We start from the raw sequence: 728 nt of genomic DNA, 5'->3' as shown, positions 1-728 counted from the left end.
GAATATATTACAGCACTACAAAAACAGTCCAGTCTACAAAATGACTTAAGCCAGCTTGAGAAGGATATAGCGAATGAAGTCGCCTCAGTTGAAAAAAACCAGTCTGAGCGAACAGCTAAAGAAACTACTTTAGCTGACTTGAAAGCCGAACTTGCAAAGGCTGAAGCGGATAAGGTAAGTCTTAGTCAAGAAATAGAGTCTTTGCTTGACCAATATCAAGCTAAAGATCAAGAGGTAAAAGCCAAGCAAGATGAGGCTTACCAAGCTAATCAAGAAATGAACCAAGTGAATCAACGGCTAATGCAGGCTACTGCCCGTAAAGAGTCGCTGGAAGATTTGGACCGCGACCATGCTGGTTTCTACCAGGGGGTTAAGGCAGCTTTAGACCTATCAGATAAAATTCAGGGTGTCCACGGGGCAGTTGCCCAATTGCTCCGCGTGCCAGATACTTATACTGGAGCCGTTGAAACCGCACTTGCTGGCGCTATGCAAAATATCGTTACCCAAAATGGGCAGGTGGCCAGCCAATTAATTGGCGAATTGAAAAGGCAACGTGCAGGGCGGGCAACTTTCCTCCCACTTGACGTGATTAAAGGCCGATCAGTAAATCCCAATGACTTGAATAAAATTCAGTCAATGCCTGGATTTATCGGCGTGATGGTTGATTTAGTAGACTTTGATAGTCAATACCAACAAATTATGGCCAATTTAATGGGTAATGTCATTGT

Annotated in this window: 1 pseudogene; it reads left to right on the top strand. The window is 43.8% G+C overall.

Going from position 1 to position 728, the window contains the following annotated elements:
* Positions 1–728, top strand: a pseudogene (locus ACRCJ0_RS17425) (chromosome segregation protein SMC); the annotation flags it as partial.

The sequence above is a fragment of the Aerococcus sp. L_32 genome (assembly GCF_050689315.1).
This window is presented reverse-complemented; position numbering and strand designations above follow the sequence as displayed.